The sequence below is a fragment of the Streptomyces sp. NPDC050422 genome, from assembly GCF_044458665.1.
In the GTDB taxonomy this organism is placed as follows: Bacteria; Actinomycetota; Actinomycetes; order Streptomycetales; family Streptomycetaceae; genus Streptomyces.
This window is the reverse complement of the sequence record NZ_JBITIE010000009.1, coordinates 292190-312628: the sequence shown is the minus strand read 5'-3', so window position 1 is coordinate 312628 and position 20439 is coordinate 292190. Positions and strand designations below refer to the sequence as shown.

The 20439-nt window shown below is 71.0% G+C and carries 20 protein-coding genes; 8 read left to right on the top strand and 12 right to left on the bottom strand.

The genetic code is table 11. The annotated features are described in order from the left end of the window. Nucleotides 1–15: 15 nt before the first annotated feature. Both ACIBJG_RS16670 and ACIBJG_RS16665 read right to left on the bottom strand, forming a co-directional pair. Nucleotides 16–675, bottom strand: coding sequence for a DUF6230 family protein (locus tag ACIBJG_RS16670; RefSeq protein WP_399308239.1), 660 nt, complete (start codon nucleotides 673–675; stop codon nucleotides 16–18). Nucleotides 676–1275: 600 nt separating this feature from the next. Beyond that, nucleotides 1276–2238 carry a tetratricopeptide repeat protein gene (locus tag ACIBJG_RS16665; RefSeq protein WP_399308283.1) on the bottom strand — a complete coding sequence of 321 codons (963 nt, stop codon included), beginning with the start codon at nucleotides 2236–2238 and terminating at the stop codon, nucleotides 1276–1278. A gap of 332 nt (nucleotides 2239–2570) precedes the next feature. On the opposite strand from ACIBJG_RS16665, the gene ACIBJG_RS16660 reads away from it, so the two are divergent. Continuing rightward, the gene (locus ACIBJG_RS16660) at nucleotides 2571–3200 is read left to right on the top strand and encodes a TetR/AcrR family transcriptional regulator (protein ID WP_399308238.1); all 630 of its coding nucleotides are present in this window, start codon (nucleotides 2571–2573) and stop codon (nucleotides 3198–3200) included. Nucleotides 3201–3295: 95 nt separating this feature from the next. On the opposite strand, the gene ACIBJG_RS16655 is transcribed toward ACIBJG_RS16660, so the two are convergent. The 6 genes from ACIBJG_RS16655 to ACIBJG_RS16630 form a co-directional block, all read right to left on the bottom strand. Further along, nucleotides 3296–3949, bottom strand: a complete 654-nt coding sequence (locus tag ACIBJG_RS16655; protein ID WP_399308237.1) for a hypothetical protein — start codon at nucleotides 3947–3949, stop codon at nucleotides 3296–3298. 320 nt (nucleotides 3950–4269) lie between these two features. Further along, a complete protein-coding gene (locus ACIBJG_RS16650; RefSeq protein WP_399308236.1) occupies nucleotides 4270–5970 on the bottom strand; it encodes a methylmalonyl-CoA mutase in 1701 nt (566 codons plus the stop codon). A gap of 75 nt (nucleotides 5971–6045) precedes the next feature. Then, nucleotides 6046–6381: a DUF3817 domain-containing protein gene (locus ACIBJG_RS16645; RefSeq protein WP_399308235.1), complete on the bottom strand. Its 336-nt coding sequence runs from the start codon at nucleotides 6379–6381 to the stop codon at nucleotides 6046–6048. A 55-nt stretch (nucleotides 6382–6436) separates the two neighbouring features. Further along, a complete protein-coding gene (locus ACIBJG_RS16640; RefSeq protein WP_399308234.1) occupies nucleotides 6437–6946 on the bottom strand; it encodes a MarR family winged helix-turn-helix transcriptional regulator in 510 nt (169 codons plus the stop codon). 128 nt (nucleotides 6947–7074) lie between these two features. After that, nucleotides 7075–7368, bottom strand: a complete 294-nt coding sequence (locus ACIBJG_RS16635; RefSeq protein ID WP_399308233.1) for an MTH1187 family thiamine-binding protein — start codon at nucleotides 7366–7368, stop codon at nucleotides 7075–7077. Beyond that, nucleotides 7365–7715, bottom strand: a complete 351-nt coding sequence (locus ACIBJG_RS16630; protein ID WP_399308232.1) for a DUF3817 domain-containing protein — start codon at nucleotides 7713–7715, stop codon at nucleotides 7365–7367. Before ACIBJG_RS16630 ends, ACIBJG_RS16635 begins: the two co-directional genes overlap by 4 nt. A 257-nt stretch (nucleotides 7716–7972) precedes the next feature. Between ACIBJG_RS16630 and ACIBJG_RS16625 the strand changes: the two genes are divergently transcribed. The 4 genes from ACIBJG_RS16625 (at nucleotide 7973) to ACIBJG_RS16610 (ending at nucleotide 10627) form a co-directional block, all read left to right on the top strand. After that, nucleotides 7973–8605, top strand: coding sequence for an AIM24 family protein (locus ACIBJG_RS16625; RefSeq protein ID WP_399308282.1), 633 nt, complete (start codon nucleotides 7973–7975; stop codon nucleotides 8603–8605). Beyond that, nucleotides 8605–9255 (top strand): AIM24 family protein, encoded by a 651-nt coding sequence (locus ACIBJG_RS16620; protein ID WP_399308231.1) that lies wholly within the window; start codon nucleotides 8605–8607, stop codon nucleotides 9253–9255. Before ACIBJG_RS16625 ends, ACIBJG_RS16620 begins: the two co-directional genes overlap by 1 nt. Next, nucleotides 9252–10019 (top strand): AIM24 family protein, encoded by a 768-nt coding sequence (locus tag ACIBJG_RS16615; RefSeq protein ID WP_399308230.1) that lies wholly within the window; start codon nucleotides 9252–9254, stop codon nucleotides 10017–10019. The genes ACIBJG_RS16620 and ACIBJG_RS16615 overlap by 4 nt, the downstream gene beginning before the upstream one ends. 131 nt (nucleotides 10020–10150) lie before the next feature. Further along, entirely contained in the window at nucleotides 10151–10627 is a 477-nt protein-coding gene (locus tag ACIBJG_RS16610) for a MarR family winged helix-turn-helix transcriptional regulator (protein ID WP_399308229.1), read from the top strand. 11 nt (nucleotides 10628–10638) lie between these two features. Here the strand turns inward: ACIBJG_RS16610 and ACIBJG_RS16605 are convergent, their stop codons facing one another. Further along, on the bottom strand, nucleotides 10639–12078 hold the full coding sequence (locus ACIBJG_RS16605) for a sensor histidine kinase (RefSeq protein WP_399308228.1): 1440 nt from the start codon (nucleotides 12076–12078) through the stop codon (nucleotides 10639–10641). Next, on the bottom strand, nucleotides 12075–12734 hold the full coding sequence (locus tag ACIBJG_RS16600; RefSeq protein ID WP_399308227.1) for a response regulator transcription factor: 660 nt from the start codon (nucleotides 12732–12734) through the stop codon (nucleotides 12075–12077). Before ACIBJG_RS16600 ends, ACIBJG_RS16605 begins: the two co-directional genes overlap by 4 nt. A gap of 120 nt (nucleotides 12735–12854) precedes the next feature. On the opposite strand from ACIBJG_RS16600, the gene ACIBJG_RS16595 reads away from it, so the two are divergent. After that, on the top strand, nucleotides 12855–13430 hold the full coding sequence (locus ACIBJG_RS16595; protein ID WP_399308226.1) for a PepSY domain-containing protein: 576 nt from the start codon (nucleotides 12855–12857) through the stop codon (nucleotides 13428–13430). Nucleotides 13431–13567: 137 nt separating this feature from the next. On the opposite strand, the gene meaB is transcribed toward ACIBJG_RS16595, so the two are convergent. Together meaB and ACIBJG_RS16585 are read right to left on the bottom strand one after the other, a co-directional pair. Further along, complete coding sequence (gene meaB / locus ACIBJG_RS16590) at nucleotides 13568–14530, bottom strand: methylmalonyl Co-A mutase-associated GTPase MeaB (protein WP_399308225.1); 963 nt, start codon at nucleotides 14528–14530, stop codon at nucleotides 13568–13570. A 28-nt stretch (nucleotides 14531–14558) separates the two neighbouring features. Further along, the gene (locus ACIBJG_RS16585) at nucleotides 14559–15761 is read right to left on the bottom strand and encodes an acetyl-CoA C-acetyltransferase (protein ID WP_399308224.1); all 1203 of its coding nucleotides are present in this window, start codon (nucleotides 15759–15761) and stop codon (nucleotides 14559–14561) included. A 135-nt stretch (nucleotides 15762–15896) separates the two neighbouring features. Here ACIBJG_RS16585 and mce point away from each other — a divergent pair, with 135 nt between their 5' ends. Both mce and scy read left to right on the top strand, forming a co-directional pair. Continuing rightward, a complete protein-coding gene (gene mce, locus ACIBJG_RS16580) occupies nucleotides 15897–16325 on the top strand; it encodes a methylmalonyl-CoA epimerase (RefSeq protein ID WP_399308223.1) in 429 nt (142 codons plus the stop codon). 203 nt (nucleotides 16326–16528) lie between these two features. Then, nucleotides 16529–20326 carry a polarized growth protein Scy gene (gene scy, locus ACIBJG_RS16575; protein WP_399308222.1) on the top strand — a complete coding sequence of 1266 codons (3798 nt, stop codon included), beginning with the start codon at nucleotides 16529–16531 and terminating at the stop codon, nucleotides 20324–20326. Nucleotides 20327–20439 lie beyond the last annotated feature (113 nt).

The following is a 20439-nucleotide window of genomic DNA, read 5'->3' as shown; positions in this document are numbered from 1 at the left end:
CACCCTGGCGGGTGCTTAGTAGCACTCCTTGTCGGTGCCCTTGTTAAGGCTCAGCTTCAGACCGCTGAGGTTGAAGGTTCCGGCCGTCGTGGCCCATGCCTTCTGGTGGACACCGGTCAGCACGGCCTCCTCGGCCCGCTGGGAGAACCCGTTGGGGTCCGCCTGGGTGCCAGGCTGGATGCCTATGCTCCCGGGCTTGCCCGTCTTCAGCGAACCGGCAGCCACACCGATGTCGATGTTCTTGAACTTGGCGTCTGCCTCAAGCTGCGACACATCGAGGTAGAGGTCCTTGGCGTAGACACGATCGTGTCCCTTGCCACCCGCCTCCAGCCTCATGGTGATGGTGCCGAGGCCGAACGGCAGGTTGGGCGTGACGACCGACTGGCACATGTTCGTGATGTAGGCCTTGCTGAAGCCCGACACGGCCACGGCGTGCGCCTTGCCCGCAACCTTGGGGTCGGCGCCAGATTCGGTGGCCACACTGCCGTACTGGACGAAGTCGTAGCCTTCGAGCTCATCCGCGCTGACCTTGAACTCCTGGCCGGACACGCTGAACGACGCGGCGAGCGCGCCCTGTGCCAGGCCGACACCCACCGCGGCGGTGGCTATGACGCTCGGCACCATGACGACAGCGAAACGCTTCCATCTCGTGCCACCGCGAACCTGGGAACTCATACTTTTCCTCCTTCTCGGACGTACATCTCCGGCCTGGCATCCTGCCGGACCTGGGATGGGAGAAGTGCTACGTCCTCGGAAAGGAGAGCGCCTGCGGACGGAGGCTTGAACCGCGCCCGAATCACCGGCGATCACCCCCGAGCGACAACCACTGGCCACGCGTTCGCGCAACCTGTTCGGACAGGCCCTGCCGGTCGGCAGGAACCCCCCTGTCCGGAATCGGCGCCACTGCCGCCGATCCACTCGGTGGGGACCCAACAGAGCCGCCGCACCGACTGGCAGCCGGAGTGGCGTTATTGGACCGAGCGTGGCCGATCGTGGTCCATTCGCGGCCGTGACACAAGGGGGTTCGTTACTCGCTAGTAACGGCCCGATAACCGAGCCACGACCGGGGGGCACCGAGCGGCCACACAGGGTTGCCCCGACCCGGTAGACGAAAGCCACCATTGCTGAGCGAAATCGGGCAGATCGCAATGATCGATTTACTGCGAGTAACAGGGCGTCCTTTTATCAAGATTTGGTAAAGCGGACGGCTCTCTTAGCGCCGGAACGCGAAAACGGCCGCGACCCCCACCCGGGAGCCACGGCCGTGTTGTCAGATCAGAACAAGACACGCGCAAGCGAGGTGCGCGCGGCGCCGACGCGCGGGTCCTCGGGGCCGATCACCTCGAAGAGCTCCAACAGGCGGACCCGCACCCGGTCCCGGTCGTCGCCGAAATTGCGGCGGACCGCCTCGACGAGACGTCCGAACGCGTCCTCGACATGACCGCCGACCAGATCGAGGTCGGCCGCGGCGATCTGCGCGTCCGCGTCGCCCGGATTCTCGGCGGCTTCCTTGCGGACCTGCTGCGGGTCCATCTTCTGGACCCGGCCGAGGAGTTCCGCCTGCGCGAGGCCCAACTTGGCCTCACTGTTGGCCGGGTCGTCGGACAGGACGTTCTTGTACGCCTGGACGGCGCCGGCGAAGTCATTGGCGTCCAGCGCCTGCGCGGCCGCCTCCAGCAGTGCGTCGTACGGTCCCGCCGGCACCTCGGGGGCCTGCGCGGCCGCCTCCGGGCCCGCCGCGTCCTGGTCGACCGCGATGCCGGTCAGGCCGAACCGCTCCTCGCCGACCTGGATCAGCTGGTCCAGCGTCTCCCGGATCTGGGACTCGGGGGCCGCGCCCTGGAAGAGGGGCAGCGCCTGTCCGGCCACGACGGCGAAGACGGCCGGGATGCCCTGGATCCCGAACTGCTGCATCAGCATCTGGTTGGCGTCGACATCGACCTTGGCCAGCAGGAAGCGGCCGTTGTACTCAAGGGCCAGGCGCTCCAGGAGCGGGCCCAGCTGCTTGCACGGCTCGCACCACTCGGCCCAGAAGTCGATGACGACCGGGACTTCGGCGGAGCGCTGGAGGACGTCGGTCTCGAAGCCGGCCTCATCGACGTCGATCACGAGGGAGGACGGCGGCACGGCTGCGGGCCCGCCCTGCCGGGCGGACTCGGCGCGAGCCTGCTCCGCCTTCACCTTGGCCTCACCGGCCGCCTTCACCGCGGCGAGGTCGACGACGCCGCTCATGGACATGTTCCTAGGCTGCATACGTACATCCTCCCCCCTCGGCACACCGTTCCGGAAAGCGATACGAGAACCGCATCCGTCCGCCACCCTCGCCGGTGTGCGAGGTGCACGGACAGACACGGCTCGCGGGCCCCTGAAAGACCCGGTTCGGCGCCCGGTCCCCACCCGGCGCCTGTGGCTGTAGCTCGTTCGCAGCGCCACGACGGCAGGACCGTCGTTCTTACGCTACGACCCGTAGCGTAACTGGCCCCCGCCCCCGGTGCACAAGTGTGTTCGGTGATCTGTCTCACGGGGCACAAAGTCGGCCGGATCTAGCTACTGACGGGTATGGTCGCGGGATGCTGAGCCGCAGCCACCCCAAACCCCCACGAACGGGACGTCCGCGCAGTGTCGCCGCCGATGAGGCGATCCTCGAAGCCACCAGAGCCTCGCTGGTCGACCTCGGCTGGTCGAAGCTGACGATGGGCGATGTGGCGACGCGCGCGGGGGTCGCCAAGACGACCCTGTACCGGCGCTGGGCGGGCAAGAACGAACTGGTCGTGGACGCCGTGGCGGTGCTCTTCGACGAGCTGGAACTGCCGGACCTGGGCAGCCTGTCCGCCGATGTGCAGGCGGTGGTGCTGCAGTTCGCCGTGCTGTTGGAGCGGCCGGAGACGCAGACCGCGCTGATGGCGGTGGTCGCGGAGTCGACCCGCGACGAGGCGCTGCGCACCCGGATCCGCGACTCGATCGTGGACCGGCAGAAGCGCCTCGTCCTCCAGGGCCGGCAGCGGGCGCAGGAGCGCGGGGAACTGCCCGTCGAGGAGGACGAGGCCACGGCGGCGCTGACCGCCGACCTGATCTTCGATGTGATCGCCGGTGCGGTGGTGCACCGGGCGCTGGTGAGCGCCGAGCCCGTCGATGCCGACTGGGCCCGGCGCTTCACGCTGCTGCTCCTTGCGGGGCTGGGCGCGGCCGCGGCGGGTTAGCCCCGGCCCTCCATGAGGCGGCGACCGAACGGCGCCCCGAGGGCTGAGGACCCCCGGGCACCGCTCCCCCCTGCTCATGCCGTGCCCAGTCCCGCTCAGAACCTGGTCAGATACTCCACGTCGGAGACGTGGAACTGCCCGTAGCCGAACGCCTCGCCGAGGGCCTCGTACCGGGCGTACTGGGCGTCGGTGATCGGCACCCAGCAAGCGTTCAGCACACGGAGGAGGAGCCGGAGGCCGAGGTCGGGATCGACCTCGGTGGCGACCAGTTCCAGCCCCCGGACCACGTCACCGGCCTCATGGCCGTGGAAGGTGGCGGCCTTGGCCGCCAGGGCCGGTGCCGCCGACCTGATGACCTCCACGACCGCGCGCACCGACTCCTCGGCGGCCCTGACCGGCTCGACGTCCGGCACCCGGGCAGGGTCGGCCTGCCGCACCTGCCCGGAGCAGACAGCTGCAACCCGACGCAGCCAGTCCCGTCCGTCGATGCCGAAGTACGCGAGGTTGTAGCCCCCTTCCGAGGCCACCGTCCATACCGTGGCGATCACCTCGGTGGGCAGCGACGACTCCTCCAGCCGAATGGCGTCCTCGAGGATCGCCGTGGCAGCCGCTCCGGGCGGCTCGTCCGTGTGCCCCGCAGCCGCGTCCGCGATGGTCTCGTCGACGGTCCGTTCGTGGGACCACGGCCCGGCGAAGAACTTGGTCAGCCGACTGAGGCCGAAGTCCCAGTCGGATCGATGCACGGTCATGGTCGCTCCCGGTTCGGACAGGCGGAAGCCGCCGCCTCCCGCTTCTCGCGCTCCTCGCCGGCGAGCCGCGACTTCCCACCCGGCCCGCACCTCCTGGCCGGCGGCTGCCGCCCTGGCTTGTTCGGCGGCGGCGGCTATCCGCACCCTGGCGTTGTCACGCTCATTCTCGGCGGTGGGCGGCTCGCTCGGAAGGTGCTCCAGGACAAGGCGGCACCGGGGCGATGAGAAACACGGCAGAGTGGGTATCGCCTGGCGGCACCCCGGCGCGGAAGCCGACCGGAGTGGAGCCCGGTCGGCGCAGCCGTGCGGTCGGATCGCCGTCAGAAGCCCGGCGGCTCCGTGTACGTCCCCCACTCCTCGCGCAGCACCCCGCAGATCTCGCCGAGGGTCGCCTCCGCGCGTACGGCGTCGAGCATCGGCGCGATCATGTTGGAGCCGTCGCGGGCGGCGGCCAGCATCGCGTCCAGTGCCGCGGTCACCCGGCCGTCGTCGCGGCCCTCCTTGCGGCCGGCGAGCTCGCGGACCTGCTCGCGCTCGACCTCGTGGCTGACCCGCAGGATCTCCAGGTCGCCGGTGACCGAGCCGTGGGCCACGTTGACGCCGACGACCCGCTTGTCGCCCTTCTCCAGCGACTGCTGGTACTGGAAGGCCGATTCGGCGATCTCGCCGGTGAACCAGCCGTCCTCGATACCGCGCAGGATGCCGGAGGTCATCGGTCCGATCGGGTGCTGCCCGTCGGGGTGGGCGCGGGTGCCGCGTTCCCTGATCTGGTCGAAGATCTTCTCGGCTTCCGCCTCGATCCGGTCGGTGAGCTGTTCCACGTACCAGGAACCGCCGAGCGGGTCGGCCACGTTGGCGACGCCGGTCTCCTCCATCAGCACCTGCTGGGTGCGCAGCGCGATCTCGGCGGCCTGCGCGGAGGGGAGCGCGAGGGTCTCGTCGAGGGCGTTGGTGTGCAGGGAGTTGGTGCCGCCGAGGACCGCGGAGAGGGCCTCGACCGCGGTGCGTACGACGTTGTTGTACGGCTGCTGCGCGGTCAGCGAGACACCGGCGGTCTGGGTGTGGAAGCGGAGCCACTGCGCCTTGTCGGTCTTCGCGCCGTACGTCTCCTTCATCCAGCGGGCCCAGATCCGGCGCGCGGCGCGGAACTTGGCGATCTCCTCGAAGAAGTCGAGGTGCGCGTCGAAGAAGAAGGAGAGGCCGGGGGCGAAGGTGTCGACGTCGAGTCCGCGGGACAGGCCCAGCTCCACGTAGCCGAAGCCGTCGGCGAGGGTGTACGCGAGCTCCTGCGCGGCCGTGGACCCGGCCTCGCGGATGTGGTAGCCGGAGACGGAGAGCGGCTTGTAGGCGGGGATGTCGCGGGCGCAGTGCTCCATCAGGTCGCCGATGAGGCGCAGGTGGGGCTCGGGCTGGAAGAGCCACTCCTTCTGCGCGATGTACTCCTTGAAGATGTCCGTCTGCAGCGTGCCGTTGAGCACGGCCGGGTCGACGCCCTGGCGCTCGGCGGCGACCAGGTACATGCAGAAGACGGGCACGGCGGGGCCGCTGATCGTCATCGACGTCGTGACGTCGCCGAGCGGGATGTCCTTGAACAGGACCTCCATGTCGGCGGCGGAGTCGATGGCCACACCGCAGTGGCCGACCTCGCCGAGCGCGCGGGGGTCGTCGGAGTCGCGGCCCATCAGCGTCGGCATGTCGAAGGCGACGCTCAGGCCGCCGCCGCCCGCGGCGAGGATCATCTTGTAGCGCTCGTTGGTCTGCTCGGCGTTGCCGAAGCCGGCGAACTGGCGGATGGTCCAGGTGCGGCCGCGGTAGCCGGTCGCGTGCAGGCCGCGGGTGAAGGGGTACTCACCGGGCCAGCCGATCCGCTCGAAGCCCTCGTACGCGTCCCCGGGGCGGGGGCCGTACACGGGCTCGACCGGGTCCCCGGAGAGCGTGGTGAAGTCCGCGTCACGCTTGCGGGCCTTGTCGTAACGGGCCTGCCAGCGTTGGCGGCCTTCCTCGATCGCTTCAGCGTCCATACCCATCAATTTACTAGGACGTCCTAGTAAATGTCGATGACAAACCGCCCGGTGCTTCGCACGGGGCGGTTCGGGTCAGACCTTCGCGGCGGCGGCGGGGGTGGCGTCCGCGATCAGCGGCTCGACCTCGCGGACGACCTTGCGCTCGACGAAGAACGCGGCCGTCGGGATGGTGCCGGAGAGCAGCACCCAGGCCAGCTTGCCCAGCGGCCACTTCGCCTTGGAGCCGAGGTCGAAGGCGAAGATCAGGTAGATGATGTACAGCACGCCGTGGATCTGGGAGACGACGAGCGTCAGACCCTCACCCTTGTCGAAGCCGTATTTGAAGATCATGCAGACGCAGAGGATCAGCAACATGACGGCGGTGACGTAAGCCATCACCCGATAGCGGGTCAGCACACTGCGTTTCATGCCATCGAGACTAACCGGCCGTCCGGGGCGATCTTGCAGCGGGCCCGGACCTCTCCTACATCTCCTCGAAGTCCTGCGCGGCGATGCGCAGCGGGCGCAGCAGCGCGAAGATCTCCGCGCACTCCTCGGCGTCGTACGCCCCGAGTCCGAACTCCATCGCGACCAGGTCCTGGGTGGCGGACTCGACGACCTCGCGGCCCTTGTCGGTGATGGAGGCGAGCGTTCCGCGGCCGTCGTTCGGGTTGGGGCGCTTGTCGACGAGGCCCGAGCGCACCAGCCGGTCCACGGTGTTCGTCACGGAGGTCGGGTGGACCATGAGCCGCTCGCCGATCTTGGACATCGGCAGTTCGCCGGCCTTGGAGAAGGTGAGCAGCACCAGCGCCTCGTACCGCGCGAAGGTCAGTCCGTACGGTTTGACCACGGCGTCGACCTCGGCGAGCAGGATCTGCTGCGCACGCATGATCGAGGTGATCGCCCCCATGGAGGGCACCGGGCCCCAGCGCTGCTGCCAGAGCTCGTCGGCGCGGGCGATGGGATCGAAGGGGAGACTGAGGGGCTTCGGCACGGCCACGACCTTACCCATGAGGAACTTTCCACTCCTCCCCGTCTCGAACTTCGGTCCGAAGGGGGTGGGGATGCTCGAAGCCCCCGGCCGGTTCGGCAGGGGGCTCCGGGTGTGCGGTGCGGGCGACGTCAGTCCGCGAGGTACCGCTCCACCGTCTCGACCTTGGAGGTCAGGCCGTCGGTGACACCCGGGCGGATGTCGGCCTTGAGGACGAGGGAGACCCGTCCGGCGCGCGCCTCGACGGCCGCGACGGCACGCTTGACGACGTCCATGACCTGGTCCCACTCACCTTCTACTGAGGTGAACATGGCGTCCGTGCGGTTGGGCAGCCCCGACTCACGGACCACCCGGACGGCGTCGGCGACGTACTCGCCGACGTCCTCGCCGACACCCAGCGGGCTGACGGAGAAGGCGACGATCATGCGCTGACCGCGCCTTCCCGGCGGGCCCGGGCGGCGATGACGCCGTCGGCCTCGTAGCGCTTGAGCACCTTGTCGCCGTACAGACCTCCGAACGGCAGCACGCAGAGCAGGAAGAAGAACGCGACGCGCTTGAGCGGCCACTTGGTCTTGTTCCAGACGTCCAGCAGCGCCACGACGTAGATCACGAAGAGCACGCCGTGCAGCATGCCGAGCGGCATCATCAGGAAGTCGATGTCGGAGACCCGGCTGAGGACCGAGCCGAAGAGGATCAGCGCGGGGAAGGACAGCGCCTCGGGAATCGAGATGAGGCGCAGCCGGTGCAGGGCGGTAGCGGTCTTGATGTCCACGGGGGCACCTTCGGTGGGAGGACGGTGACAGCTTGTGAACACAGGCACAAGCGGTCCCCATTGTGGCATCGCCACTCGCGCCGCCCGGCGGCGGGGGCGGTCCCCCGGCCGCGGCCGTACCGCCCGTTCCGTAAGGCATACGTCCCGATTGCGTCCGCATCCCGTACCGGATGCGTATCAGAGGCGGTTCAGGGGCCGGATCGTGCCGCAGACCCTGTTCCGGTGGCGGCCCCTGCCGCTACCTTCGCCGGGTGGCGATGTTCCGACTCCAAGGCAGCAAGACGCTCGCCGTCGACCTGACCGGCGACGCAGTCAAGGCGAAGAACGGCTCGATGGTCGCGTACGACGGCCGGATGACGTTCAAGAAGATGACCGGTGGCGGTGAGGGCCTGCGCGGCATGGTGACCCGCCGGCTGACCGGTGAGCAGATGACCGTGATGGAGGTGACCGGGCAGGGCACCTGTTACTTCGCCGACCGCGCGAGCGAGATCAACCTCGTCTCGCTGCGCGGCGAGAAGCTGTACGTCGAGGCGAGCAATCTGCTCTGCACCGACGCCGGGCTGCGCACCGGCACCACCTTCACCGGGCTGCGCGGTGGCGCGACGGGCAACGGCCTGTTCACCACGACGATCGAGGGAACGGGCCAGGCGGCGATCATGTCGGACGGCTCGGCGGTGGTGCTGCGGGTCTCCGCCCAGTACCCGCTCTTCGTCGACCCGGGCGCCTACGTCGCCCACCAGGGCAACCTCCAGCAGCACTTCCAGTCCGGGGTGAACTTCCGGACGCTGATGGGCGAGGGGTCGGGCGAGTCCTTCCAGATCCGGTTCGAGGGCGAGGGACTCGTCTACGTCCAGCCCAGCGAGCGGAACACGATCGGGGGCGATGTCTGATGCCGTTCCGCGAGATCAACTCGAAGATGGTCGAGGCGACGGTGATTCCCGGCCAGAAGATGTTCAGCCAGCGCGGCGCGATGCTGGCCTATCGCGGCGAGGTGTCGTTCACGCCGAACATCCAGGGCGGCCAGGGCGGCGTGATGTCGATGATCGGCCGCCGGATGGCGAACGAGGCGACCCCGCTGATGACGGTCGAGGGGAGCGGCACGGTGATGTTCGGCCACGGCGGCCACCACATCCAGGTGATCAACCTGGCCGGGGACACCCTCTACGTGGAGGCCGACCGGCTGCTCGCCTTCGACGGGACGCTCCAGCAGGGCACGATGTTCATGGGCTCGCAGGGCGGTGTGATGGGCATGGTGCGCGGCCAGGTGACCGGGCAGGGTCTGTTCACCACCACGCTCAAGGGTCATGGCGCGGTGGCGGTGATGGCGCACGGCGGGGTGATCGAGCTGCCGATCGCCCCGGGCCGCGACGTGCACGTGGACCCACAGGCGTACGTCGCGCACCACGGCGAGGTGCGCAACAAACTCTCCACCGCGCTCGGCTGGCGCGACATGGTGGGGCGGGGCTCCGGTGAGGCGTTCCAGCTGGAGCTCAGCGGCAGTGGTGCGGTGTACGTCCAGGCGTCGGAGGAGAAGCTGTGAGCACGCCCGTGGTCTTCGACCCGATGACTCTGCCGTCGGACGACAACGTGAACGCCTACACCTTCTGTGTGGAGCTCAAGGGGAGCCAGTGGTTCCTGCAGAAGGGCAAAATGATCGCCTACTACGGGCGGATCGAGTTCAACGGCATCGGCCACGGACGCTTCGAGCGGCTGATCCGTACGAGCTTCCACTCGCCGCTGCACGCGAGCGACTGGGTGGTGGCCGAGGGCAGCGGCAAGATGCTGCTCGCGGACCGGGCCTTCGATGTGAACTCGTACGACCTGGCCGACGGGAACCTGACGATCCGGTCCGGCAATCTGCTCGCCTACCAGCCGACGCTGGCGCTGAAGCAGTCGATCGTGCCGGGGTTCCTGACGCTGATCGGTACGGGGAAGTTCGTCGCCGCGTCCAACGGTCCGGTGGTCTTCATGGAGCCGCCGCTGCGGGTCGACCCGCAGGCGCTGGTGGGCTGGGCCGACTGCCCCTCGCCGTGCCACCACTACGACCACGGCTACATGACGGGCGTGATGGGCGGGCTGCGGGCGTTCACCGGGATCGGGGGCGCCTCGGGCGAGGAGCACCAGTTCGAGTTCGTGGGCGCCGGTACGGTGCTGCTCCAGTCGACCGAGGTGCTGATGGCCGAGCAGCCGACGGGTGCCACGCCGCAACAGGCGGGGGTGCCGGGCGGCGGCTCGGGTCAACCTGGGTCCGCACCCCGCATGCCCGGTCAGCTGGGGGATCTCCAGCGTCGCTTCGGTTTGTGAGCGGTAGTCTGCGGAGTGTGACGTCGAACGTCTGCGCCCAGCGCCTGTTACGGCCTGAGCCTGCGAGCGCGTGCCGGGCGTCACACCCCCACACTTCGTCCGGCTTTCAACTTCTTAGGTAGAATCCATATATGGAGACCGAGACGGCCACCCGCTGGCTGAGCGACGCGGAGCAGTGCGCCTGGCGCACCCACCTGGACGTCGGCAGGCTGCTGACGCACCAACTGGAGAAGGACCTCCAGCCGTTCGGCCTGACCATGAACGACTACGAGATCCTCGTCAACCTCTCGGAGTCGGACGACCAGCGCATGCGGATGAGCGACCTCGCCGGTGCCACGCTGCAGTCCAAGAGCCGGCTCTCGCACCAGATCACCCGCATGGAGAGCGCGGGCCTGGTCCGCCGGGAGAACTGCGAGTCCGACCGACGGGGGCTGTACGCGGTCCTCACGGAGGCCGGCGCCGAGACGATGCGCAAGGTCGCGCCGCACCACGTGGCGTCGGTCCGCAAACACTTCATGGACCTGCTGACGCCGGAGGCCCTGGAGCAGCTGCACGCGGCCCTGACCCCGGTCGCCGACCACCTGCGCGGGCGGCGCGGCAAGCTCTGACCCGCCGGGGTTCAGCGGGCGTCCGGCAGCCACAGAGCGAACCGGGCGCCCCGCTCCCCCGCACCCGTCACCGTCAGCCGGCCCCCGTGCCGCACGGCCACGTCGCGGGCGATGGCCAGGCCCAGGCCCGCCCCGCCCTCGTCGCGGGTGCGGGCGTCATCGAGGCGTACGAAGCGTTCGAAGATCCGCTCACGCTCACCCTCGGGAACCCCGTCACCGTCGTCGGTGACCTCGACGACCACGCCGCCGCCCTCCGCGCGCACGGCGACCGCCACCGCACCGCGTGCGTGCCGCTCGGCGTTGTCCAGCAGATTGCCGATCACCCGGGCCAGCTGCGCGCGGGAACCGGTCACCTCGAAGCCGCCGGCCGCCTCCGGCACGGACACCGTCACCGGGATCCGGTCGCCGGTGCGCTGCGAGACCTCCTCGTGGACCATGGCGCCCAGATCCAGCCGTGCCGTACCCGGCCGCTCCCCCGCGTCCAGCCGGGCCAGCAGCAGCAGATCGGCGGCCAGCACCTGGAGCCGTACGGTGTCGGCGACCGCGCCCGTCACGTCCAGCAGCTCCGGATGCGCGGCGCCCACCTCCAGCTGGGTGCGGAGCGACGCGATCGGGCTGCGCAGTTCGTGCGATGCGTCGGCGACGAAGCGCCGCTGCCGCTCGACGGAGGCCTCCAGCGCGGTGAGCGTCTCATTCGTCGTACGGGCCAGGCGGGCGATCTCGTCGTGCGAACCGGGCTCCGGCACCCGCCTGCTCAGGTCCTCCGACGCGGTGATCGCCGCCATCTCGCGCCGGATGCCCTCGACCGGGCGCAGCGCCCGCCTCGTCACCAGCCAGGTCACACCGGCGACGACGAGGAGCACGACGGGCAGTCCGGCCAGCATCGCGCCGCGCACACTGCCGACGGCCCGCTGCTCCGCGGCGAGCGGGGCGCCTGCGTGGACGGTCAGGGTCAGTCCCGCCGGGTTCGTGGCCTCGACGGAGGCGAACCGGTAGTCGGCCCGGTCGCCGTCGACGGTGGCGGTGCCGTTGGCGAAGTCCGGGTCATCGGTGGAGACCTTGCCGCGGGCGGGGTCGTCGCCCGTCCCGTGATCGTCGCCATCGTCAGCGTCGCTGTCCTCGGCCGCGGGCGCCGGAGCGGCCGCGGGGGCGACCCGGTCCGAAACGGTGCCGGAGATTGCCTCCAGGTCCTTGGAGACGGCCACCACCCGGCCGTCCTCGTCGGTGACCTGGACGGGATGGTCCTCCTCGTCGCCCATGTCCAGCTCGCGGTACGGCACGTCCAGGGCCAGCTGCCCCGCGACCTCCCGGGCCGCCACCTCGGCCTGGAGACCGGCCTGGTCGGTGAGGTTGGCGCGCAGGACCAGCAGGACGGCGAGCCCGGCGACGGCCAGCGCGAGCGCGACCACGACGGTGGCGCCGAGCGCCGCCCGGGCGCGTACGGACCTCACATAGCCTCCAGCCGGTAGCCGGCGCCACGCACCGTGCGAATGGCGGCAGCGCCCAGCTTGCGGCGCAGGGCGCTGACGTACACCTCGACGATGTTCGGGTCGCCGTCGTAGGCGAAGTCCCAGACGTGCTCCAGGATGTCCGCCTTGCTCACCACCTGCCCGGCCCGCAGCACGAGCTGTTCCAGCACGGCGAACTCCTTCGCGGTGAGGGTGATCTCGTCCTCGGCGAGGTGAACGCGGCGGGCGGCGGTGTCCATCCGCAGCGAGCCGACCGTGACCACCGGCGAGGCGGCCCCCGCCCGGCGCCGCAGCAGCGCCCGGACCCGGGCGACCAGCACCACGTAGCTGAAGGGTTTGGTCAGGTAGTCGTCGGCGCCGGTGTCGAGCCCCTCCGCCTCGTCGTACTCCCCGTCCTTCGCGGTCAGCATCAGGATGGGCACCTCGTGTCCGGCGGCGCGCAGGGCGGCGCAGACCCGGTAGCCGTTCATCCCCGGCAGCATGATGTCGAGGACGACGAGGTCGTAGGCGCCGTCTGAGGCCCGGTGCAGCCCTTCGAGGCCGTCGTGGACGACGTCCACGGCGAAGCCCTCGGCGGTGAGCCCCCGGGCCAGGGAGATCGCCAGCCGCTTCTCGTCCTCCACGATCAACAGGCGCATGCGCACAGCCTCGCAAACCTGAGCTGAAGAAGGCTTCAGGTGGCTTCAGGCTGCGTTCAGCATCGCCCCGGCAGTGTGGACCGCATCGCAACGGACCCATCCGATCGGTGAGGAACCCTCATGAAGCGAAAGATCGTCATCGCCGCCGTCACCGCGGCCGTACTCGTCGGCGGCGGGACCGCGACGGCCGTGGCCTTCGCGGACGACCACGACAGCCGTGACGCGGGCAGTGGCGCTGCCGCCCGTGTCTCCGCCGGCGACGCGGCCTCGTCCGCCGTCCGGGCCGTCCCCGGCACGGTGACCGAGGCGGAGCTCGACGACGAGGACGGCGCCCTGGTCTGGGAGCTGGACGTGTACGGCTCCGACAAGGTCTGGCACGACGTGACCGTGGACGCGGGCAGCGGCAAGGTGCTCGGGAAGCACACGTCCGACGACAACGACGACCGTGACCGGCACGCCCCGCGGTCGGCCCCCGTCACGCTGGACGCGGCCGTCGCCGCGGCGCTGAGGGCCTCCCCGGGCACGGTGACCTCGGTCGAGCTGGACGGCCACCACGGCGAGGCGGTGCGCTGGGAGGTCGACGTCCGGGGCAAGGACGGCAGGGCGCACGAGCTGAACGTGGACGCGAAGTCGGCCGCGGCCACGGTGGACCGCTCGGACGACGGGCGCGGTTCCGACGACGGCGACGACGACTGAGGCCGCATGAACCGGACCGTCCCCGGTTCCGACGACGACGGCGACGGCGACGGCGACGACGGCTGAGCCCGCCTGACCGGACCGTCCCCGGTCCCGGTGCGGCCGCACGCCGCGCCGGGACCGGGGAACAGCCCGGTTCAGGCCTCCCCGGTGAGCCCCGCCACCAGTTCGTCCGCCGCCGCGTACGGGTCGAGGCGGCCGGCCACGATGCGTGCGGCGAGGGCGTCCAGGCGGCGGTCGCCGTGCAGGTCGCCGATGCGTTCGCGGAGCCGGGTGACGGCGATCGTCTCGACCTCGCGGGCGGCGCGGGCAGCGCGTCGTTCGGCCAGGACGCCGTGTTCCTCCATCCACGCCCGGTGCTTCTCCAGGGCCTCGACGACCTCGTCGATGCCCTCGCCCCGGGCGGCGACCGTCTTCACGATCGGCGGGCGCCAGTCGCCGGGGCCGCGGGCCTCCCCCAGGCCCAGCATGTGGTTGAGCTCGCGGGCGGTGGCGTCGGCGCCGTCCCGGTCGGCCTTGTTGACGACGTACACATCGCCGATCTCCAGGATTCCGGCCTTCGCCGCCTGGATGCCGTCGCCCATGCCCGGGGCGAGGAGGACGACGGAGGTGTCGGCCTGGGAGGCGATCTCCACCTCCGACTGGCCGACGCCGACCGTCTCCACCAGGATCACGTCGAAGCCCGCCGCGTCCAGCACCCGGATCGCCTGCGGTGCCGACCAGGCGAGCCCGCCCAGGTGGCCGCGGGTGGCCATGGAACGGATGTAGACGCCGGGGTCGGAGGCGTGGTCCGACATCCGGACCCGGTCGCCGAGGAGCGCGCCGCCGGAGAACGGCGACGACGGGTCGACGGCGAGCACGGCGACCCGCCTGCCCTGCCGCCGGTAGGCGGAGACGAGCGCCGATGTCGATGTCGACTTGCCGACACCAGGTGATCCGGTCAGGCCGACGACGCAGGCGTTCCCCGCCAGGGGTGCCAGCGCCGCCATCACCTCGCGCAGTTGCGGCGACGCCCCCTCCACCAGGGAGATGAGCCGGGCCACGGCCCGTGGCCTGCCCTCCCGTGCCTGCTCGACCAGGGTGGGGACGTCCACCTTCACGCTCGGCCTCCTCGCTCGCCCGTACCGACTACTTGCCCGGTACGCGGATGATCAACGCATCGCCCTGGCCGCCGCCGCCGCACAGCGCCGCCGCACCGGTGCCGCCGCCGCGCCGCTTGAGCTCCAGCGCCAGGTGCAGCACCACACGGGCGCCGGACATCCCGATCGGGTGACCGAGCGCGATGGCGCCGCCGTTGACGTTGACCTTGTCCGAGGTGACGCCGAGGTCCTTCATGGACTGGACGGCGACGGCCGCGAACGCCTCGTTGATCTCGATCAGGTCGAGGTCCTCGACGCCGATGCCCTCCTTCTTGAGGGCGTGGCGGATGGCGTTCGAGGGCTGCGACTGGAGCGAGTTGTCCGGACCGGCCACATTGCCGTGGGCGCCGATCTCGGCGATCCAGTCCAGGCCCAGCGCCTCGGCCTTGGCCTTGCTCATGACGACGACCGCGGCCGCACCGTCCGAGATCTGCGAGGAGGTGCCGGCCGTGATCGTGCCGTCCTTGGCGAAGGCGGGGCGCAGCTTGCCGAGGGACTCGGTGGTCGTCTCGGCGCGGATGCCCTCGTCCTTGGAGAAGAGGACCGGGTCGCCCTTGCGCTGCGGGATCTCGACCGGGGTGATCTCGGCCTCGAAGAGCCCGTTCTTCTGCGCCGCGGCGGCGCGCTGGTGGGACAGGGCGCCGATCTCGTCCTGGGCCGCACGCGCCAGGCCGAGACGGGTGTTGTGCTTCTCGGTGGACTCACCCATCGGGATGTTCTCGTAGGCGTCGGTCAGACCGTCGTACGCCATCGAGTCGAGCATCTCGATGGCGCCGTACTTGTGGCCCTCGCGGGACTTCGGGAGCAGGTGCGGGGCGTTCGTCATGGACTCCTGGCCGCCGGCCACGACCACGTCGAACTCACCGGCGCGGATCAGCTGGTCGGCCAGGGCGATGGCGTCGAGCCCGGAGAGACACACCTTGTTGACGGTGAGCGCGGGGACGTTCATCGGAATGCCGGCCTTGACCGCCGCCTGGCGTGCCGGGATCTGCCCTGCCCCGGCCTGGAGCACCTGGCCCATGATCACGTACTCGACCTGGTCGCCGCCGATGCCGGCCCGGTCCAGCGCCGCCTTGATGGCGAAGCCGCCGAGGTCGGCGCCGGAGAAGCTCTTGAGGGAGCCGAGGAGGCGGCCCATGGGCGTACGGGCGCCCGCGACGATCACTGAGGTGGTTCCGGTCGTTCCTGACATGAGGCGCAGCCCCTTGGGATCGATTGTGAACGAGGGTTTACATGAATGTACTGAGCGGTACCCCGCCCGTCATCCGGCAGCGGGTGTGATCGCGCGCACGTTGCGTAACCAACCACCGAGCGCTGCACTGGTTCCATGCTGACGCGAATCGACCACATCGGGATCGCCTGTTTCGACCTCGACAAGACCGTCGAGTTCTACCGCTCGACCTACGGGTTCGAGGTGCACCACTCCGAGATCAACGAGGAGCAGGGCGTGCGGGAGGCCATGCTCAAGATCAACGAGACGTCCGACGGCGGCGCCTCCTACCTCCAGCTGCTGGAACCCACCCGCGAGGACTCCGCCGTGGGCAAATGGCTGGCCAAGAATGGCGAGGGCGTGCACCACATCGCCTTCGGTACGGCGGACGTGGACGCGGACGCCGCGGACATCCGGGAAAAGGGTGTCAGGGTGCTGTACGACGAGCCCAGGACGGGGTCGATGGGGTCCCGGATCACGTTCCTCCACCCCAAGGACTGCCACGGTGTGCTGACCGAACTGGTCACGTCCCGGACGGAGCACTGACCCGAGGGGAACCCGGCCCGGTAGAGTGGGCTGCTCCGGGCCGGGGCCGGGTCGGGGCCGCGCCGCGTCCTCAGCCGTTGATCTGTCACCATTCCCCGGGGGACCGTTCGTCGGCGAACGGTCCTCGTTCGGAGTTTGCGACCAGGGTTGGGGCCTCCCTGCTCGAACAGAGTTGAGAGCTCGGGGAAGGATGGGACCGCGCAGTGCGGGGCTACGAACGCCAGGAGAGCCACCGAGCTGAAGACGACCATCTCTCGCGGTTCGAAGCCGAGATGGACCGGCTGAAGACCGACCGGGAGAAGGCAGTCCAGCACGCCGAGGACCTCGGTTACCAGGTCGAGGTCTTGCGTGCCAAGCTGCACGAGGCCCGGCGCAGTCTGGCGACCCGTCCCGCCTACGACAGCGCGGACATCGGTTACCAGGCGGAGCAGTTGCTCCGTAATGCCCAGGTCCAGGCCGACCAGCTGCGCAACGACGCCGAGCGCGAGCTGCGCGACGCCCGTGCGCAGACGCAGCGGATCCTTCAGGAGCACGCCGAGCACCAGGCGCGGCTCCAGGCCGAACTGCACAACGAGGCCGTGCAGCGCCGCCAGCAGCTCGACCAGGAGCTGGCGGAGCGCCGCCAGACCGTCGAGTCCCACGTCAACGAGAACGTGGCGTGGGCCGAGCAGCTGCGTGCCCGGACCGAGTCCCAGGCCCGCCGGCTGCTGGAGGAGTCGCGGGCCGAGGCCGAGCAGGCGCTGAGCGCCGCCCGCACCGAGACCGCCCGGCTGGCCGACGAGACGCGTCAGCGCCTGGGCTCCGAGGCCGAGTCCGCCCGTTCCGAGGCCGAGTCGATCCTGCTGCGCGCCCGCAAGGACGCCGAGCGGCTGCTGGGTGCCGCCTCCAGCCAGGCGCAGGAGGCCACCACCCACGCCGAGCAGCTGCGGACGTCGACGACGGCCGAGACCGAGCAGACCCGGCAGCAGACCACCGAGCTCAACCGGGCCGCCGAGCAGCGCATGCAGGAGGCCGAGACCCAGCTGCGCGAGGCGCGCGTCGAGGCCGAGAAGGTGCTGTCCGAGGCGAAGGAGGCCGCGGTCAAGCGGCTGGCCGGCGCCGAGTCGCAGAACGAGCAGCGCACCCGTACCGCCAAGTCGGAGATCGCCCGGCTGGTCGGCGAGGCCACCAAGGACGCCGAAGCGCTGAAGGCGGAGGCCGAGCAGGCGCTCGCCGATGCCCGTGCCGAGGCGGACCGGCTCCGTTCTGAGGCGGCCGACACCGCGCGCACCGCCGCGGCGGAGGACGCCGCGGCCCAGCTCGCCAAGGCGGCCCGGGCCGCCGAGGAGGTGCTGACCAAGGCGTCCGACGACGCGAAGTCGACCACCAGGGCGGCGAGCGAGGAGGCCGACCGGATCCGCCGTGAGGCGGAGGCCGAGGCGGACCGGCTGCGCGGCGAGGCCGCCGAGCAGGCCGACCAGCTCAAGGGCGCGGCCAAGGACGACACCAAGGAGTACCGGGCCAAGACGGTCGAGCTCCAGGAGGAGGCGCGCCGGCTGCGGGGCGAGGCCGAGCAGCTGCGTTCCGAAGCGGTCGCCGAGGGCGAGCGGATCCGCGGCGAGGCCCGTCGCGAGGCCCTCCAGCAGATCGAGGAGGGCGCGAAGACCGCCGAGGAGCTGCTGGCCAAGGCAAAGGCGGACGCGGAGGAGCTGCGCGGCGCCGCGGGCACCGAGAGCGAGCGGGTCCGCAACGAGGCCACCGAGCGGGCGGCGGCGCTGCGCAAGCAGGCGGAGGAGGCCCTGGAGCGGGCCCGCGCCGAGGCCGAGCAGCTGCGCACCGAGTCCGAGGAGCAGGCCGAGTCGGTGACGGCCGCGGCCGAGCAGGCGGCGGCCGGGCTGCGCGAGGAGACCGAGCGCGCCATCGCGGCCCGGCAGGCGGAGGCGGCCGACGAGCTGACCCGGCTGCACAGCGAGGCCGAGACCCGGGTCACCACCGCCGAGCAGACGCTGGGCGAGGCGCGTACCGACGCGGAGCGCATCCGGCGCGAGACCAACGAGGAGTCCGAGCGGCTGCGCGCGGAGGCCGCCGAGCGGCTGCGCACGCTCCAGGAGCAGTCCGAGGCCGAGGCCCAGCGGCTGCGCGACGAGGCCGCGGCGGACGCCGCGCAGTCCCGTGCGGAGGGCGAGTCCGTCGCCGTACGGCTGCGGAGCGAGGCGGCCGCCGAGGCCGAGCGGCTGAAGACCGAGGCGCAGGAGAGTGCCGACCGGGTGCGCTCCGAGGCCGCGGCCGCCGCCGAACGGGTGGGCGCCGAGGCCGCCGAGGCGCTCGCCGCCGCCCAGGAGGAGGCGAACCGGCGCCGCCGCGAGGCCGAGGAGACCCTCGACGGGGCACGTGCCGAGGCCAACCAGGAGCGCGAGCGGGCCCGTGAGCAGAGCGAGGAGCTCCTGGCTTCCGCCCGCAAGCGGGTCGAGGAGGCGCAGGCCGAGGCCCAGCGTCTGGTCGAGGAGGCGGACGCGCGGGCGACCGAGATGGTCTCCGCGGCCGAGCAGACGGCCCAGCAGGTACGGGATTCGGTCAACGGGCTCCAGGAGCAGGCCGAGGCGGAGATCGCCGGGCTGCGTTCCACCGCCGAGCACGTCGCGGAGCGGACGAAGTCCGAGGCGCAGGAGGAGGCGGACCGGGTCCGTTCCGACGCCTACGCGGAGCGGGAGCGGGCCGGCGAGGACGCGGCCCGGGTCCGTCGGGTGGCGCAGGAGGAGACCGACGCCGCCAAGGCGATGGCCGAGCGGACGGTCTCCGAGGCGATCACGGAGTCGGAGCGGCTGCGCGCCGACACGTCGGAGTACAGCCAGCGGATGCGTACCGAGGCGTCCGACGCCCTGGCATCGGCCGAGCAGGACGCGTCGCGCAGTCGGGCCGAGGCCCGTGAGGACGCGAACCGGATGCGGTCCCAGGCGGCGGAGCAGGCCGACAGCCTGATGTCCGAGGCCACGGCCGAGGCCGAGCGGCTGCGCACCGAGGCGTCGCAGCAGGCGGCCCGGCTCGGTGACGAGGCGGCGGGCGAGGCCGAGCGGCTGCGGGCGGAGGCGTCGGCGACCGTCGGTTCGGCGCAGGAGCACGCGGCCCGTACCCGCGAGGAGTCGGAGCGGCTGCGCAGCGACGCCGAGGCGGCGGCCGAGCAGATGCGTGCCGAGGCGCGCCAGGAGGCGGACCGGCTGCTGGACGAGGCGCGCGAGTCGGCCTCCAAGCGTCGTGCCGATGCGGCCGAGCAGGCGGACCAGCTGATCAACAAGGCCCAGGAGGAGGCGCTGCGCGCTGCCACCGAGGCCGAGGAGCAGGCCGACACGATGGTCGGAGTGGCCCGCAAGGAGGCCGTGCGGATCACGTCCGAGGCGACCGTGGAGGGCAACTCCCTGGTGGAGCGGGCCCGGACGGACGCGGACGAACTGCTGGTCGGTGCCCGCCGGGACGCCACCCAGATCCGGGAGCGGGCCGAGGAGCTCAGGACGCGCCTGGAGAGCGAGATCGAGCAGCTGCACGATCGCGCCCGGCGGGAGACATCCGAGCAGATGAAGACGGCCGGCGAGCGCGTCGACAAGCTGATGAAGGCGGCCACCGAGCAGCGCGAGGAAGCCGCGGCGAAGGCCAAGGAACTCCTGTCCGACGCCAACTCGGAGGCGAGCAAGGTCCGGATCGCCGCCGTGAAGCGGGCCGAGTCGCTGCTCAAGGAGGCCGAGCAGAAGAAGGCCAGCCTGGTGCGCGAGGCGGAGAAGCTGCGGGCCGACGCCGAGGCCGAGGCCAAGCAGACGGTGGACGAGGGCCGGCGCGAGCTCGATGTGCTGGTGCGCCGGCGCGCGGACATCAACACGGAGATCTCCCGTGTCCAGGACGTCCTGGAGGCGTTGGAGTCCTTCGAGACCCCAGGGGCGGGCGGCAAGGGCGTGGGGGCCGGTCCGCCGGGCGGCGTCAAGGCCACGGCAGCGGCGGGCACGCGTGCGGGCGGCAAGCAGTCGGACGGGTAGCCGCCCGGCGCTCTCCCGCGGTCCCGCAAGGACGTTCAGCCCTCCGAGTGGCAAGGGTTACGGGGGTTAGCCACTCAAAAGGGGTGTCATTCTCCAGATCAAACGGGCATCTG

What these genes read in the sequence shown, in the direction of transcription:
- ACIBJG_RS16670 (WP_399308239.1), bottom strand. Translation starts at nt 675, where the DNA reads ATGAGTTCCCAGGTTCGCGGTGGCACGAGATGGAAGCGTTTCGCTGTC.
- ACIBJG_RS16665 (WP_399308283.1), bottom strand. Translation starts at nt 2,238, where the DNA reads ATGTCCATGAGCGGCGTCGTCGACCTCGCCGCGGTGAAGGCGGCCGGT.
- ACIBJG_RS16660 (WP_399308238.1), top strand. Translation starts at nt 2,571, where the DNA reads ATGCTGAGCCGCAGCCACCCCAAACCCCCACGAACGGGACGTCCGCGC.
- ACIBJG_RS16655 (WP_399308237.1), bottom strand. Translation starts at nt 3,949, where the DNA reads ATGACCGTGCATCGATCCGACTGGGACTTCGGCCTCAGTCGGCTGACC.
- ACIBJG_RS16650 (WP_399308236.1), bottom strand. Translation starts at nt 5,970, where the DNA reads ATGGACGCTGAAGCGATCGAGGAAGGCCGCCAACGCTGGCAGGCCCGT.
- ACIBJG_RS16645 (WP_399308235.1), bottom strand. Translation starts at nt 6,381, where the DNA reads ATGAAACGCAGTGTGCTGACCCGCTATCGGGTGATGGCTTACGTCACC.
- ACIBJG_RS16635 (WP_399308233.1), bottom strand. Translation starts at nt 7,368, where the DNA reads ATGATCGTCGCCTTCTCCGTCAGCCCGCTGGGTGTCGGCGAGGACGTC.
- ACIBJG_RS16625 (WP_399308282.1), top strand. Translation starts at nt 7,973, where the DNA reads ATGTTCCGACTCCAAGGCAGCAAGACGCTCGCCGTCGACCTGACCGGC.
- ACIBJG_RS16620 (WP_399308231.1), top strand. Translation starts at nt 8,605, where the DNA reads ATGCCGTTCCGCGAGATCAACTCGAAGATGGTCGAGGCGACGGTGATT.
- ACIBJG_RS16610 (WP_399308229.1), top strand. Translation starts at nt 10,151, where the DNA reads ATGGAGACCGAGACGGCCACCCGCTGGCTGAGCGACGCGGAGCAGTGC.
- ACIBJG_RS16600 (WP_399308227.1), bottom strand. Translation starts at nt 12,734, where the DNA reads ATGCGCCTGTTGATCGTGGAGGACGAGAAGCGGCTGGCGATCTCCCTG.
- ACIBJG_RS16595 (WP_399308226.1), top strand. Translation starts at nt 12,855, where the DNA reads ATGAAGCGAAAGATCGTCATCGCCGCCGTCACCGCGGCCGTACTCGTC.
- ACIBJG_RS16585 (WP_399308224.1), bottom strand. Translation starts at nt 15,761, where the DNA reads ATGTCAGGAACGACCGGAACCACCTCAGTGATCGTCGCGGGCGCCCGT.
- mce (WP_399308223.1), top strand. Translation starts at nt 15,897, where the DNA reads ATGCTGACGCGAATCGACCACATCGGGATCGCCTGTTTCGACCTCGAC.